This is a genomic window from Nannocystis punicea, assembly GCF_026965555.1.
In the GTDB taxonomy this organism is placed as follows: domain Bacteria; phylum Myxococcota_A; class Polyangia; order Nannocystales; family Nannocystaceae; genus Nannocystis; species Nannocystis punicea.
On the sequence record NZ_CP114040.1, the window covers coordinates 7,768,517 to 7,782,535 of the forward strand.

Annotated in this window: 11 protein-coding genes; 9 read left to right on the forward strand and 2 right to left on the reverse strand. The window is 71.1% G+C overall.

The features are described from left to right. Window positions 1–539: 539 nt before the first annotated feature. On the forward strand, window positions 540–1,511 hold the full coding sequence (locus O0S08_RS29840; protein WP_269032738.1) for a cation diffusion facilitator family transporter: 972 nt from the start codon (window positions 540–542) through the stop codon (window positions 1,509–1,511). A 115-nt stretch (window positions 1,512–1,626) separates the two neighbouring features. On the opposite strand, the gene O0S08_RS29845 is transcribed toward O0S08_RS29840, so the two are convergent. Beyond that, window positions 1,627–2,520 carry a hypothetical protein gene (locus O0S08_RS29845; RefSeq protein ID WP_269032739.1) on the reverse strand — a complete coding sequence of 298 codons (894 nt, stop codon included), beginning with the start codon at window positions 2,518–2,520 and terminating at the stop codon, window positions 1,627–1,629. Between the two features lie 165 nt (window positions 2,521–2,685). Here O0S08_RS29845 and O0S08_RS29850 point away from each other — a divergent pair, with 165 nt between their 5' ends. Then, on the forward strand, window positions 2,686–3,678 hold the full coding sequence (locus tag O0S08_RS29850) for a prenyltransferase (RefSeq protein WP_269032740.1): 993 nt from the start codon (window positions 2,686–2,688) through the stop codon (window positions 3,676–3,678). A 152-nt stretch (window positions 3,679–3,830) separates the two neighbouring features. Here the strand turns inward: O0S08_RS29850 and O0S08_RS29855 are convergent, their stop codons facing one another. After that, on the reverse strand, window positions 3,831–4,334 hold the full coding sequence (locus tag O0S08_RS29855) for a hypothetical protein (protein ID WP_269032741.1): 504 nt from the start codon (window positions 4,332–4,334) through the stop codon (window positions 3,831–3,833). Between the two features lie 125 nt (window positions 4,335–4,459). Here O0S08_RS29855 and O0S08_RS29860 point away from each other — a divergent pair, with 125 nt between their 5' ends. From O0S08_RS29860 to O0S08_RS29890, 7 genes are all read left to right on the forward strand, one after another. Then, window positions 4,460–5,149: an MBL fold metallo-hydrolase gene (locus O0S08_RS29860; RefSeq protein ID WP_269032742.1), complete on the forward strand. Its 690-nt coding sequence runs from the start codon at window positions 4,460–4,462 to the stop codon at window positions 5,147–5,149. Between the two features lie 98 nt (window positions 5,150–5,247). Further along, window positions 5,248–8,487 carry a PilZ domain-containing protein gene (locus tag O0S08_RS29865; protein ID WP_269032743.1) on the forward strand — a complete coding sequence of 1,080 codons (3,240 nt, stop codon included), beginning with the start codon at window positions 5,248–5,250 and terminating at the stop codon, window positions 8,485–8,487. Further along, window positions 8,484–9,020, forward strand: coding sequence for a hypothetical protein (locus O0S08_RS29870; RefSeq protein ID WP_269032744.1), 537 nt, complete (start codon window positions 8,484–8,486; stop codon window positions 9,018–9,020). Before O0S08_RS29865 ends, O0S08_RS29870 begins: the two co-directional genes overlap by 4 nt. Further along, window positions 8,993–11,215 (forward strand): HD domain-containing phosphohydrolase, encoded by a 2,223-nt coding sequence (locus tag O0S08_RS29875; protein ID WP_269032745.1) that lies wholly within the window; start codon window positions 8,993–8,995, stop codon window positions 11,213–11,215. The genes O0S08_RS29870 and O0S08_RS29875 overlap by 28 nt, the downstream gene beginning before the upstream one ends. Before the next feature lie 110 nt (window positions 11,216–11,325). Beyond that, window positions 11,326–11,982: a class I SAM-dependent methyltransferase gene (locus O0S08_RS29880; RefSeq protein ID WP_269032746.1), complete on the forward strand. Its 657-nt coding sequence runs from the start codon at window positions 11,326–11,328 to the stop codon at window positions 11,980–11,982. Between the two features lie 188 nt (window positions 11,983–12,170). Beyond that, window positions 12,171–12,983 (forward strand): class I SAM-dependent methyltransferase, encoded by an 813-nt coding sequence (locus tag O0S08_RS29885; RefSeq protein ID WP_269032747.1) that lies wholly within the window; start codon window positions 12,171–12,173, stop codon window positions 12,981–12,983. A 240-nt stretch (window positions 12,984–13,223) separates the two neighbouring features. Further along, window positions 13,224–13,991: a hypothetical protein gene (locus tag O0S08_RS29890; RefSeq protein ID WP_269032748.1), complete on the forward strand. Its 768-nt coding sequence runs from the start codon at window positions 13,224–13,226 to the stop codon at window positions 13,989–13,991. The last annotated feature ends 28 nt before the right edge of the window (window positions 13,992–14,019 follow it).

Sequence of the window (14,019 nt, forward strand, 5' to 3'; positions counted from 1 at the left end):
CCCGTATGGGCTACGGACGGCGAGTTCAGTGAGCCTTCCATGTCCCAGGTCTTGAGGTAGATCCTCCACGACAGGTCAACGATGCACGGGCGGCCGAGGTGCGAACAGCTCCTCGGCCGTCGCTTTTAATGGTATCGTCCTCTCCGTGCTGCGGCTGTGCGAAGGAGGTCAGGTCTAGCTCGGTGCTCTGCACCGGGGCGGCGTTGCGCCGCCCGAGCGTTCTGCACGCCATTCGTCACAAGGAAGGCTGTTCCAGGATTCACTGATCGCCGAGGTACCGGTCGCATCGCGACGGGCTGGTTCAACCTCGCCGATCGAGGTTCCGTGCGCGATGCGACCGGTACCTCGGCGGTGAATCCAGTGAGCCTTCCATGTCCCAGGTCATGAGGTAGAACTTCTCGCCGCACGCAGCACATGCGGCCCCGACGACCTCCCCGCCGCGCGCGGGACGGCCCTCGGGGCCGCGGCTTTTTGGTCGCCGAGCGCGCCTCTGCACGCGTTCGCTTGACATCCCGGCGCTTCGGCCCGATGCCAGATCCATGGGTAACGCCACCCACTCGCGGCCACCGCGAGAACGCGCCCGACGCGCCCTGCGCGTCGCTCTCGCCCTCAACCTCGCGTTCCTCGGGCTCGAGACGGTCATCGCGTTCATCAGCGGTTCGCTCGCCCTGCTCTCCGACGCCGCGCACATGGTCAGCGACGTCGCAGCCCTGGCGCTCGCCCTGCTCGCCTCCGAGTTCGCCCTGCGCCCGGCGGTGCAGGGCCGCACCTACGGCTTCGCCCGCGCCGAGGCCCTCGGCGCCTTCGCCAACGCTCTGTTCCTCGCGTTCGCCTGCGCCCTCATCGTCCACAGCGCGATCGGTCGCCTCTCCACCGGCGACACCCACTTCGAGCCCGAGCCGGTGCTCATCGTCGGCGTCGCCGGCCTCGTCGTCAACCTCGCCTCGGCCTGGTACCTCGCGCGCAGCGGCGGCGACAACCTCAACATCCGCGGCGCGTTGATCCACATGCTGGCCGACGCGCTCGGCTCGCTCGGGGCGATCATCGCGGCCGTGCTCGCTTCCACCTGGGCGATCCACTCCGCCGACTCGATCCTCAGCCTGGGGATCGCCGCGCTCGTCCTCTTCAGCGCCTGGGGCGTGCTGCGCGACGCCACCCGTGCCCTCCTCGACTTCGCCCCGACCCATCTCCCGCAGGAGCGCGTCGAGGCCGAGCTGCGCGGCGTCGCCGGGCTGTCGGAGATCCACGAACTCCACCTGTGGAGCGTCGGCGGCGCGCCGGTGCTCACCGCTCACCTGGTCCCGGAGCCAGGTGTGGCCCCCGGCGATCTGCTGGCCCGCGCCGAGCACGTCCTGCGCGAGCACCTCGGCGTCGTCCACACCACCCTGCAGATCGACGACCCCGGCCCCTGCGCGCAGCGGCACTGCCCGCTGTTCGACGAGCACCTGGCCCAGCTGCGCCCGCACGGCCACGGTCACGCGCACGGCCACGGTCACGGTCACGCCCACTGACGGGCGAAGCGACCTGTCCTCCGTGACAGGCGACGGACCGGCACCTGTCTCTCGCTACAGGCGATCGCCGCCTGTCCCTCGAGACAGGCAGCGGGCTCGTGCCGTCACGAGCCCGCTAGAACCCGATCTCCTTGCACGTGCACCCGGGCACGTCGGGGCCGCACATGGTCGGCGGGGCCGGGTTGTCTGCGCTGACGGACAGCGGGATGTAGCGGTCGGCCGGCTGCATGTACCCGTCGATGCGCGTCCACACCTGGGCGGCCGGCTCGAGGTCGTTGGCGGCGGCCGCGTCCGCGTTGGTGATGAACGGGACCAGCAGCTTGTCGTCGGGGTAGCCGAAGCCCTTGAGGCCCTCGCTGAGGCCGTAGTGCGGGCCGAGGTACTTGCAGCCGGCCTTGGGGAACTTGGCGAACACGTCGCTCGGGCAGTCGCTGCCGGTGGCCTCGCGGTAGTACTGCAGGAACGCGATCTCGCAGCCGACGCCGCCGTCGCAGCGGACCAGGTAGCGCCAGCCGGTCTTCTTCGGGTCGATGCACGGGTGGACGCACGGGTTCCAGCTGATCGGCAGGCCGTCGCCCGGGCGCAGCTTGTCGGCGTAGCAGACCTCGCCGCGGAAGAACGGCAGGACGAAGGTCGACAGGTCGCCCGAGCCCATCCCGGTGCAGTCCTCGGGCGCCTCGCAGGTCGCCGGCGGCCCGGTCGTCGCGGTCGGGTCCCAGCCGGTCGTCTCGGTCGTCCCGGTGGTCGACGTCGTCGAGTCGGTCCCGCCCGAGTTGCTGTCGCTCATGCTCCCCTCGGAGCTCGTGGTCGGCACCGCCGTCGTCGTCGGCACGTCGGCCGTCGTCGATTCGGTGCCCGTGGCGCCGGTCGCGTCGGTCTCGGTCCCCGTGATCGACGACGACTCCGACACAGTGTTGAGGGCTGCGGTCACCATCTCGTAGTTGTCCTGGCAGCCGACCGCGAGGGCGAGCGCGGGGAGCCAGGCCGTGCGCGGCCAAAGCTGAGACATGGGCATGGTGAGCAGTGTAGAGGCTCACCGGGCGGCCGGCGACTTCCCGGGCTGCGCGACCGGCGCTCGGGCCCACGGGGGACCGTGGCCCCGCGCACGAGCTTCGCGCCGGCGGCGCCTGCTTCGGCCCTCGCGCCCGGCCCGCGGGTTCGGCAAGCTTCGCGCATGTTCGACCTGCGCATGTGGTTTCGGGCGCTGCAGATCATCCCGCGGCTCAGCAAGGACGAGTGGGACCGTCTCGACCTCGTGAGTCGCTGGCTCGTCGCCACGCGAGCGGCCGTGTTCGTCATGACGATCGTGTCCGCCGGGATCGGCGGGATCCTGGCCGCGCGCGACGGTCACTTCTCCGGCCTGAACTTCCTCGCCTGTCTGATCGGCCTGGTGTTCGCGCACGCCACCAACAACCTCGTCAACGACCTCACCGACCACCTGCAGGGCGTCGACAAGGGCAACTACTTCCGCGCCCAGTACGGCCCGCAGCCGCTCGAGCACGGCCTCATGAGCGTGCGTGACGTCCTGCGCTACACCGCGATCACGGGCGCGATCGCCCTGGCCGCCGGCGTGTGGCTGATCGCCGCCACCGGCACCACCGCGCTCGGCCTCATGCTCGCCGGCGTCTTCTTCGTCCTGTTCTACACCTGGCCCTTGAAACACATCGGCCTCGGCGAGCCGACCGTGCTGCTGGTGTGGGGTCCGCTCATGGTCGGCGGCACCTATCTATGCACCGCCGGCCAGTGGAGCTGGGACGCCGCGCTGATCGGCAGCGCCTACGCGCTCGGCCCGACCGCAGTGCTGTTCGGCAAGCACACCGACAAGCTCCCCGCCGACCGCGCCAAGGGCATCTTCACCTTGCCGGTGCTGCTCGGCGAGCCGCTCGCGCGCCGCTGCGTCACCGTCATGCTGGTCGCACAGCTGCTCGCAGTGGTCGCGCTCGTGTGGCGCGGCGCGCTCGGCTGGCCGCTGCTGATCGTGCTCGCCGCCCTGCCGATGCTGCGCGACACCGCCGCCGTGTTCGCGCGTCCGCGGCCCGACACCTGCCCGCCCGGGTTCCCCAAGCACATCTGGCCGACCTATCTGGTCGCCTACGCCTTCCGCTACAACCGCCGCTTCGGCCTGCTGTTCCTGCTCGGCCTGCTGATCGAGCTGGCGCTCGCGTGACGCCTCGCCGCGGCTCGGCTCGCTCGCGTCCTCGCGCGTGCGAGCCGTGACGACGGCGATCGCCGGATGCGCGAAGGGCCGAAGCGATCGCGTGGACCGCTTCAGCCCTGGCGCAGATCAAACAGTGACCCGTCGCACCGGCAGCGCCGCGATTACTTCGGCGCCGGCGCCGGCGCCGGAGCGGACTCGGCAGGAGGCGTCGAGCCCGCGGCGGGCGCTGCACCCGCGGCGGCCGGAGCAGCCGACCCGGTCGAGGGCGTGCAGATCGGCGGCTCGGTCGCGGCCTCCTGGACCTTGTTGGCGACCCCGTAGCAGCCCCACACGACCTCGAGCTCGCGGCACGAGCCGGGGTTGAGCTCGATGAACTTGGCGGCCCGCCCGCGCGCCTCGGGCGACTGGCCGATGTTGGGACCCACCCACTGGAGCTGCAGCCGACCCAGGATCTCCTTCGTCAGGCCGACATTGATGCTCTCGCGCGCCGCCGCGTTGGTGACGCATTGATTGTAGTCGACGATGTTCTGCAGCACGCAGACGTTCCCCTCGGACAGCACATAGCCAGACTCGCAGCCTCCGGGGCTCTTGGAGCTGTCCTTCTTGCAGGCGACGGCGGACAGGGCGGCAGACGATAGGGCGATGACGGCGAGGGTACGGAGCATGGGGGGCCTCTTCGTTGCGGCCGATTGTATGCCACAGGGGTCCGGGCGCCGCACGAAATTCGCCGGACCCAGGAAAAATGCGACCGCGATCGCGTAAAACCGCGTCCCGGGCTATCTTGGCGGGCATGAGCGAGCCTTCCGACCTGTACTTCCGTCAAGTGCCGATCGGGCCGATGGCCAACTTCATCTACTTCATCGGCAGTCGCGCGACGCGGACCTGCGTGGTCGTCGACCCGGCGTGGGACACCGACGCGCTGCTACGACTCGCGGAGGCCGACGACATGAAGATCGTCGGTGCGCTCGTCACTCACTATCACCCCGATCATTGCGGCGGCGGGATGATGGGGTTCCGGGTCCCCGGCGGCGTCGCCGAGCTCATCGGCCGGGTCGACGCCCGAATCCACGTCCACAAGCTCGAGGCTGACGGCCTCAAGCAAGTCACGGGCGTCAGCGAAGGCGACCTCGTGCGGCGCGAGGGCGGCGATCGGCTCACCCTCGGCGATGTCGAGATCACGTTCATTCACACACCTGGTCACACCCCCGGCAGTCAATGCTTCGTCGTCCGCGATCGCCTGGTCGCGGGCGACACCTTGTTCGTCGACGGCTGCGGCCGCGTCGACCTCCCGGGCGGCGACGCGCAGCAGATGTACGAGAGCCTCACCGGGCCGCTGGCGGCGCTCACCGACGACGTGGTCCTCTACCCGGGCCACAACTACGGCCCGACCCCCACGAGCCCGCTGGGTACGCAACGGAAGACCAACCGCTACTTGCGGATCCGCTCGCGCGAGGACTGGCGGCGGCTGATGGGCCGCTGACGCGAGCGAGGGCGCGCGATGGACGGCGCGGCGCGTCGTTGTACGATCCCGGGTCCACGGCCTCGGGCTGTCGCTTCGGGCTTCGGTAGGATGGGCGCGTGAACGTACAACCTTACGGCCGTCCCGGAGATCGCCGCGTCTACCCGCGGGTAGCGTGCACGCTCGTGTGCACCGTGGCCAACGTCGGCAGCGGCCGGGTGTTGAACGTCTCCGACGGCGGGGCCTTCGTCGCCTTGCCCGACCAGCACGCGCATCTGCCCAGTCAGTTGCACCTGTCGGTCGCGCTGCTCGGCACCGACCAGGCCGTCGACGTCTCCGCGCGTGTCGTCCGCGTGGCCGCACTGTCGCCGCATGGCCTCGGGGTCGGCCTGCAGTTTCAGGACCTCAGCGAGGCCGCGGCCGACCAGATCCACCGCTACGTCCTGGGTCGGCTGCTCGCGGAGATCGCGGAGATCATGGAGGAGCAGCCGCGACACATCGACCCGCGCAACGTGCAGGTCGTCAGCGGCGTCGCCTCGGTGGCGAACACCCTGCGCGACATGCTCGCCGAGGGTCCGGTGCCGGGCCTGCTGTTTCAGCGCGACGTCGGCGAGCTCGTCGACCTGCAGCTGTTTCAGGTCAGCGGCGCCGCGGTGCTCGTGCAGCTGCGGGACGCCTCGGCGCGGTTGCCGGCCGTCGGCGATCACGTCCACCTCACCTTGACGCGCGGCACATTCAACGCCCACGCGCACTCGCAGGTCCTCGACCGCAGCGGCGGGCGCGTCACGCTCGAGGTGCCGGCCAACCTCACCCGCTTCGAGCTGCGGCGCTCGCAGCGGCGCTCGCCCGGCCCGCAGGAGATGTTCGTCTCGATCCCGCTGCCGTATCCCCCGGGCAAGAAGCTGCGGCGCGAGGTGCTCGACATCTCGGCCACGGGCCTCGCCTTCAGGATGCGGCCCGACGAGGCGCTGCTGCTGCCCGGCACGCCGCTGCGGGAGGTCGTCGTCAGCGGCGCCAACGGCGACGGCGAGACGCGCAAGACCGGCCAGGTCATGCACGTCACCCCGGTCGAGGGCGAGGCCGGCGTCGAGTACCTGCGCGTCGGCCTCGACTTCGGCATCGCCGACGAGGCCTTCAACAAGGGCGTGCGCCCGCGCGGCGCCGCCGAGAAGAAGTCGCTCGGCTTCGTCGAGAAGATGGGCCTTTTGATCGGTCGGCTGATCCCGCGCAAGTCCTCGGCGCCGAGCGGGCCCGGCTCCGGCGGCGTCGAGGTCGTGCGCTACCCCAACCGCCGCCGCGAGGACATCGTCGCCATCCTCAACACCACCCCGCGCGGCGACGGGCGCAAGCTGCTCGCGCCGGTGATCATCATCCCGCCCGCGCACTCGAAGCGCAAGGAGTCGACCTCCGGCCTCGCGCTCACGCTGGTCGAGAACTTCGCGCGGCGGCGCCAGGACGTCGTCGTGCTGCGCTTCGACGGCGTGCGCAACCTCGGCGAGAGCTACAAGGACCCCGACTGCCGCGAGCACGGGCGCGAGGCCATGCGCATGTCGCTGTCGCAGGCCATCGACGACATCCAGGCCACCCTCGACTACGTCTACGACAACCCGATCTTCTCGCCGACCCAGGTCGTGCTGGTCTCGTTCAGCCTGCAGGGCGTCGTCGGTCGCCGCGCAGTGTGGCTCGACAGGGGCAAGCGCGTGCATTACTGGCTCGGCATCAACGGCGCGCCCGCGGCCCAGGAGGTCATCCGCAACGCCTCCGGCGGCATCGACTACGTCTCGCAGCACGCCAGCGGCAAGCTCGGCGGGATCGCCAACATCCTCGGCGTCACCGGCGACATCGACCACTTCTGCGCCGACCTGCTGCGCGAGGGCCTCGCGTTCATGGCCGACGCCAAGCGCGAGATCGCCGAGATCCCGATCCCCGTGACCTGGTTGCTCGGCCGCTACGACGCGTGGATCGACCCGGCCACGATCCGCGAGTTCATGGCCGTCGCCGCCCCCGGCTCGCGCGAGCTGGTCGAGCTCGATTGCGGGCACATGCCGCTGTCGAGCGTCGAGGCGCTGTCGCTGTTCCACACCGCGGTGCGGCAGATCTGGCGCTTCCTCTTCCGCGAGGACATCGACCCGATCACGCCCGACCCGCGCGAGCTCGTCCGCGCCCGCAACGCCGAGTGGCGGCGCGTGCCCAAGAGCCCGCTGCCCGACCGCCGCCGCTACTGGCAGGAGTACCTGCTCGGCGACAGCAGCTCGAAGCTCGCCTACGACGTCCTCAACGCCTGCGACGAGTACAACGAGTTCATCGAGCGCGAGCTCGAGCTGCTCGACGTCCGCCCCGAGCACGTCGTCTGCGACCTCGGCTGTGGCACCGGCAACCTCTCCGCCCGCCTGCTGCGCCGCCGCGGGGCCCGCGGGCGGCCGCCGTGCGCCCGGCTGAACCTCGTCGACTTCGTCCCCGGCGCCCTCGACGAGGCCGAGCGCAAGCTCCGCGCGCTGGCCGACGAGCGCGGCCTCGCGCTGCCCGACGTCGCGCGGCACTGCGTCAACGTCGACATCAGCCCGGTGCGGACCCTCCGGCGCTTCCTCGCCGGAGAGCTCTACGGCTACGACGCGCTCCGGGGCATCATCAAGGGTCTCACGGGCTACTCGATCGACATGTGGAAGGCAGCGGAGGACTGGCGGCTGCACGACGTCTTGCGCGGGCGGGAGCTCGACAAGCAGGACCTCGCGTACCTCGCCGCCGCGTTGCCGGCGGACGAGCATGACGTCGTCCTCGACTTCAACCGCATGACCCGCTGGCTGCGCGGGCGGCTGGGGCCGCAGGACTTGGTCCGCGACGCGCGGGCCCGGTTCGAGCGCGGCCAGGCGCCGGCGATCGACGAGCTGCAGCTCGCGCGCCTGTCCATTCGGCCAGGTGACCAGGTCGAGCGCCTGCCGTTCGGCGACGCCACCTTCGACCGCGTCGCCTGCAGCCTCGTGCTCAGCTACCTGAGCAACCCGCTCGAGGTGTTGCGCGAGCTCCACCGCGTCGTCAAGCCGGGCGGGCGGATCGTCGTGTCGACGATGCAGCCCGACTTCGACATGAGCCGGATCTACCAGAACCTGCTGCACCGGCTGCAGAGCGACCCGAACATGCCGCTGCCGCCGGGCGTCGACCGTGGGGCCTTCCTGCGCGACGTGCGGGCCTTCCTCAGCAGCGCCGCCTTCCTCTCGATCCTCGCCGAGGAGGGCCAGTTCGCCTTCTTCTCGCGCGAGGAGTTGGTCATGATGATCGAGCGCGCCGGCTTCCGCCGCGTCGAGACCGTCACCGCCTTCGGCGACCCGCCGCAGGCCATCATCGCCGTGGGCCATCGATGAGCGCGAGCGACCTCCCGACCGTCAGCGAGAGCTCCATGTCGCGCGACGTGGGCTTCGCCGCGCGCGTGCGGGAGGACGTCGCCGCCGGCTACCGCCGCGTCACCTACCTCGGCATCGCCTTGATGCTGGGCTTCGGCGTCCTCGACATCATCAGCCTCGACGACCCGCGCCTGGTCGCCAAGTTCTTCGCCATGCGCCTGGCGCTCGCGCTGGTGATGATCGGCCTGCTCAAGTTCAGCGAGCGGCCGCGGTACCAGCGCTACGTCGAGGGCGTGTGCGCCCTGGCGATGTACCTCATCGGCTCCTTCATGGGCCTGATGAGCGCGCTCAACCTCGGCCACAAGAGCCACTACTACGCCGGCATCACCCTCACGCTGGTCGCCGTCGGCGTGTTCGTCCCGATCGGCCCGCTGCACGTCCTCGTCACCTCCACGGCCGTCTACCTCACCTTCGTCGCCCTCCTGCTCGCGCTCGACCCGGTGCGCTGGCCCACTGGGACTGGTCGGTGTTCGCCGCCAACAGCATCTTCCTGATCTCGACCGCGACCACCGTCACCGTCGGCGCCTACTTCAACCGCCGCCTGCGCCGGCGCCTGTTCGACGCCGCGTTCGCCCAGCAGCAGACCAACGAGGAGCTGCGCAGCGTCTACGAGCGGATCACCCACAGCTACCAGGAGGTCTCGGAGAAGAACCGCGAAATCGAGGAGGCCTACCGGGCCAAGAGCCAGTTCCTCGACAACATGTCGCACGAGCTGCGGACCCCGCTGACGTGCATCCTCACCCCGCTCGAGGGCCTGCTCGCCGGCAACGCGCGCGGCGAGGTCCGGCAGGTGTTTGAGGACATGCACACCGCCACGCGGCAGCTGTACGACCTGATCAACGACCTGCTCGACTACTCGAAGTACGGCGCGCGCGACCAGCCGCTCGCGCGCGAGCCGATCGACCTGCGCACCATCGTCGACGAGCAGGTCAAGGCGTTCGGCAGCACCGCGCGCCAGCGCAAGCTGGTCCTGCAGTGGGACGCCCCGCCCGAGCCGGTGGTCGTGCAGGGCAGCGCGCGCGAGCTCGGCAAGGTCGCGCGCAACCTGATCAGCAACGCCGTCAAGTTCACCGCCGCCGGCGGCCGCGTCACCGTGGCCGTCGCCGTCGTCGGCGAGCGCGTGCGGCTGTCGGTGCGCGACACCGGCATCGGCATGAACGAGTCGGTCAAGGCCAAGCTGTTCACCCCGTTCTTCCAGGGCGACGCCACCTCGACGCGCGCCTTCGAGGGCACCGGCATCGGCCTCGCGCTGGTCAAGACGATCGTCAACCGCCACGACGGCGAGGTCTTGGTCGAGAGCAGCCTTGGGCGCGGCACCACCATGACCGTCGAGCTGCCGAGCCGCCCGCTCGACCCGACCGAGCTGGTCGGCATGGCGCCGCCGCAGCCCGCGCCCGGCGAGTCGATGCTCGCCATCCCTGTCCCCGAGGACATCCTCGCCACGCCGACGATGAGCATGACGCGGATCGAGCGACTGCCGGCGATCGATCGCGTCGAGCTGTTCGACCCGGCGGCGCCGACCCCGGACCTGTCGTTCCCGGGCGCCGCGCCGCTGCTCGGCGAGCACCTGCTGGCCGCCCAGGGCGAGCGCAGCCGGATCCTCGTCATCGACGACCACCCCGAGATCGTCCGCGTCATCGAGCGCCTGCTCGCCCCGCAGCACGACGTCTACACCGCCAGCAACGGCGAGGAGGGCCTGCAGAAGGTCCGCGACGTCCGCCCCGCGCTCGTCATCTCCGACGTCATGATGCCCAAGCTCTCGGGCTTCCAGCTGGTCGAGCAGCTGCGCAAGGACCCCGAGTTCGAGCGACTGCCGGTGCTGCTGCTGACGGCCCGCGCCGACGGCCGCGACCGCGTGCGCGGCCTCCGGCGCGGCGCCAGCGACTACCTCGTCAAGCCGTTCCTGCCCGAGGAGCTCAAGGCGCGGGTCGGCAACCTGCTGCGGGCCCAGCACTACGAGTCGTACCTGACCCGGCTCAACGAGGAGCTGGCGACCAAGAGCAGCTCGCTCGAGAGCCGCGTCCACGGCTTCTTCATCGACACCGTGCGGACCCTGGTCGCCGCCATCGACGCCAAGGACTTCTACACCGGCGGCCACTCCGAGCGCGTCAGCTACTTCGCGGTGCGGATCGCCGAGCACATGAAGCTCGCGCGCCCGCTGCTCCGCACCATCGAGCTCGGCGCGCTGCTGCACGACGTCGGCAAGATCGGCATCCCCGACAAGGTCCTCAACAAGCCCGGCGCGCTGACCCTCGAGGAGATCGACGTCATCCGCCAGCACACCGTGCTCGGCGGCAAGATCCTCGAGAAGTCGCCCGAGCTGGCCGAGCTGCGGCGGTTCGCGCTGCACCACCACGAGCGCTGGGACGGCAACGGCTACCCCGACCGGCTGCGCGGCGACGACATCCCGCCGAGCGTGCGCGTCGTCAGCGTCGCCGACTGCTGGGACGCGATGGTCTCCGACCGCATCTACCGCGCCGGCATGGAGCCGCGGATCGCCGCCGAGAAGGTGAGCAAGCTCGGCGGTAGCCAGTTCGATCCGGCGGTCGTCGAGGCGATGATGGAGATCTGGCCCGAGCTCGAGCTGCCGCCGAACCTGCGGCCGCTGAAGCCGCGTACGAGCCCCGCCGAGAACCGACAGGGCCCGCGCGTCAGCGAGTGCGGCGAGGTCTACGAGGTCCACAACTGACGCGCCGGCGCCGCCGGGATCGGGGGCCGCATGCGTACGCGGCTGCGCACGCGTGCGACGACTCCGCCTCGCCGTGACAAACGGCTGCGGCCGGTTACAATCGCCGCCCTGTGACCTCCTCGATCGATCGGATGCGGGCCGCGTGGCACTTCTTCCTCAACGGCTGGCGCGACTGGGATCAGACCGCCTCCTTCGTGCCGAGCTCGCGGTTCCTGGTCGACGCGCTGGTCCAGGGCGCGGAGCTCCATCGGGCCCGCAGCGTCGTCGAGCTCGGCACCGGCACCGGCACCGTCACCGAGAAGCTGCTCGCGGCGATGCGGCCGGACGCTCGCCTGTTCGGCGTCGAGATCGACGGTCCGCTGCTCGACGCGACCGCGCGGCGCCTGCCGGACTCTCGGCTCGTCGCCATCCACGGCAGCGCGGCCGACCTGGGCACGCACCTCGCCGCGGCCGGTCACTCCGGCAAGGTCGACGCGATCGTCTCGTGCCTCGGCATGAGCCTGCTGCCGCCCGACCTGCGCGACGCGATCCTCGACAGCGCCGCGCGGGTGCTCGCGCCCGGCGGCGTGTTCGTGCAGTACGGCTACTTGCACGCGCACGTGATCGTCTACAGCACCACGCGCGGCTTCTCGCAGTTCCACCTCGGCCGCTACCTCGGCCGCTACTTCAGCGAGCAGCGGCGGCAGATCGTCGTGCCCAACCTGCCGCCGGCCGAGGTGCTGGTGTGCCACGGCCCGGTGCCGCGGGACATCTCCGAGGCCGCCTGAAGCACGGCCCGGTCGCGCCGCGCGTCGTACTTCTGTCGCTGTTGTTTTAGTTCTGTCGCGGCCGGTCGGACGCTCTGCGGGAGCGAGTGCGCGAGCCGTTGCGCACCTGCACAGAGCTTCAGGATCCGCGGCTGCACGGCGTCCACGAACGTTGCACGGGGGTCGGCTTCGGTGTATCGCTGCCCCGCGTGCAGAGCTTCGATCACTACTTCCAGTCGACGTATGACCGCGTCGCCGAGTTTTACGACGACCTCTGGAGCCCCAACGTCAAGACCCCCAACGACCGGCTCACGCGCGACCTGCACCTCCGCCGCGGCGAGCGCCTGGTCGACCTCGCGTGTGGCAGCGGCGCCGCCACCTTGCCGATGATGCGGCTCATCGCCCCCGGCGAGACAGTCGCCGTCGATCCCTCGGAGAACATGCTGCGCCTCGCGGTCGAGCGCGCCGCCGAGGAGGGCCTGCACCTCCTGCCCGTGCGCTCCAAGGCCGAGGACTTCATCGCCGACGCGCCGGCCCACTCGTTCGACGTCGTGTCGATGCGGTTCGCCCTCGCCTACCTCGACTGGCCGCGCGTGCTGCCGGCGATGGGTCGCCTGGTCCGTCCGGGCGGTCGCGTCGGCATCCTGACCAGCCTCGCCACCAGCGCCCCGCAGGCCATGGCGACCTACCAGAAGTTCGCCGAGCACCTCGAGCTCGACACCGTCGCCGAGCCGCCCACGCCCCGCGAGATCGACCCCGTCCTCGACCTGCTCGGCCGCGGCGGCCTCGACATCGACACCTGCTGGCAGCACAACTTCCGCCTGTGGTTCAAGACCGGCGTCGACGCCACCCGCTGGCTGCTCGACACCGGCTACATCACCCACCCGGCCCTGTCCGCGCTCGAGGGCGAGATCAAGGACGCCATGATCGAGCTGTTCGGCTCGCACCTCGAGGACGGCTACCGCGAAGACGAGGGCGTCCCCCTCGACTTCTTCTTCTGCGGCGTCATCGCCCGCCGCTGAACCTGTCCCCGCGGGCAGGTCGCGTCGACCTGCACTTTCGGACAGCGTGTCTCTGAAGTCAGGCTGTCCTCGAGGACAGTCCGCCGCGCACGCCGGGTTCGCTCGCCGCGCCGCCTCACCCGAGCGCCGCCCCACATGTCCCTCGGGCCAGGCTCCTGACCGACCGCCGGGCCGCGCCCCGTTCGCGCTCGCTCCCGCGCCCGCTTCGCCTTCGCCGGCGCCTCGCGTACCATCGCGCGCATGGCTCTCTCCGCGCGTGGCCAGCAGATCCTCGGCGTCCTCGCCGCCGTCGTCGTCGGCGTCGTCCTGCTGCTCGCCGGCCTCGACCGCAAGGACTTCCGCTGCGACCGCGCGGCCGGCAGCTGCACCCACGCTGCCGGGCTCATCGGCTTCGAGCGCACCAAGGAGATCCCGCTCGACGCGATCGCCGATCACCGCTTCGACAGCCACGACAGCCGGGCCGGCCGGCGCGGCGTCACGGTGCTCCTCGACCCCAGCGGCCGCGAGCTGCCGGTGGGCCTCGCCGACGAGGCGACGGCCCGCGCCCACTACGACGCCCTGCACGCCTTCTTCCAGGGCGAGCGCGCCAGCGTCGCCGTCACCACCGGGCCCAGCTGGTGGCTCGTCGCGCTCGGCGTCCTCGTCCTCGTCGGCGGTCCCTGGATCGTGCGCCCCAGCGGTCCCGCGCGCGTCGCAGCGCCGGTCGACGCGCCTCGTCGGCGAGGCGCCAGCACCCCCGTCATCGCCCTCGTCGTCGGCGTCCTCGTCCTCGTCGGCATGTCCGCCTCGATCCTCATGTCGCGCACCCAGGGCTCGCTCGCGCTGCGCTGCACCCAGCGCTGCGACATCGGCGGCGGCAGCTGCATGCCCGGCTCGGAGATGGTGCTCACCCTCGCGCCCGGCGAGCACGAGGTGCGCGTCTTCAACCCCGACGACCCCGCGAACCCGATCGTCCACCGCGTCGGCGTCGTGCGCGGCCAGGTCACCCACTTCGAGTGCGCGCGCTGACGAGCGGCCGCGCGCGCCTGCGGGCCTC

What these genes read in the sequence shown, in the direction of transcription:
- O0S08_RS29840 (WP_269032738.1), top strand. Translation starts at nt 540, where the DNA reads ATGGGTAACGCCACCCACTCGCGGCCACCGCGAGAACGCGCCCGACGC.
- O0S08_RS29845 (WP_269032739.1), bottom strand. Translation starts at nt 2,520, where the DNA reads ATGTCTCAGCTTTGGCCGCGCACGGCCTGGCTCCCCGCGCTCGCCCTC.
- O0S08_RS29850 (WP_269032740.1), top strand. Translation starts at nt 2,686, where the DNA reads ATGTTCGACCTGCGCATGTGGTTTCGGGCGCTGCAGATCATCCCGCGG.
- O0S08_RS29855 (WP_269032741.1), bottom strand. Translation starts at nt 4,334, where the DNA reads ATGCTCCGTACCCTCGCCGTCATCGCCCTATCGTCTGCCGCCCTGTCC.
- O0S08_RS29860 (WP_269032742.1), top strand. Translation starts at nt 4,460, where the DNA reads ATGAGCGAGCCTTCCGACCTGTACTTCCGTCAAGTGCCGATCGGGCCG.
- O0S08_RS29870 (WP_269032744.1), top strand. Translation starts at nt 8,484, where the DNA reads ATGAGCGCGAGCGACCTCCCGACCGTCAGCGAGAGCTCCATGTCGCGC.
- O0S08_RS29890 (WP_269032748.1), top strand. Translation starts at nt 13,224, where the DNA reads ATGGCTCTCTCCGCGCGTGGCCAGCAGATCCTCGGCGTCCTCGCCGCC.